Origin of the sequence: Phaeodactylibacter luteus (assembly GCF_007993045.1) — a bacterium.
Taxonomy (GTDB): domain Bacteria; phylum Bacteroidota; class Bacteroidia; order Chitinophagales; family Saprospiraceae; genus Phaeodactylibacter; species Phaeodactylibacter luteus.
This window is the reverse complement of record NZ_VOOR01000264.1, coordinates 1-274: the sequence shown is the minus strand read 5'-3', so window position 1 is coordinate 274 and position 274 is coordinate 1. Positions and strand designations below refer to the sequence as shown.

1 protein-coding gene is annotated in these 274 nt (G+C 54.7%); it reads right to left on the bottom strand.

Going from position 1 to position 274, the window contains the following annotated elements:
- The coding region (locus tag FRY97_RS22815; RefSeq protein WP_170254910.1) for a hypothetical protein at positions 1–274 on the bottom strand (274 nt) is incomplete at both ends.

The window sequence follows — 274 nt, the reverse complement described above, 5'->3', positions numbered from 1 at the left end:
TGACGCTGCGCAAGAGAATGGGCTGGTAGAGTATACCAATGGCGTGCCTGCTGGGCAGGACAGTACTGGCGCATCTGTATCCCCTACTTTGATGTACTGGGTGTATGTATCAGTAGTGCCTGGGTTGCACCAGTCGAATACCGTCCACTCACGCTGGAACTTGAAGGTGCCTGGGCACACGTCGATCAGCGGGCTGTCTTCGTAGGAAGTAGCCAGGTTCTCGTAGTCGAACGTCAGGATATGAGGGCCGAATACAGGCTCTGATACGCTCAGA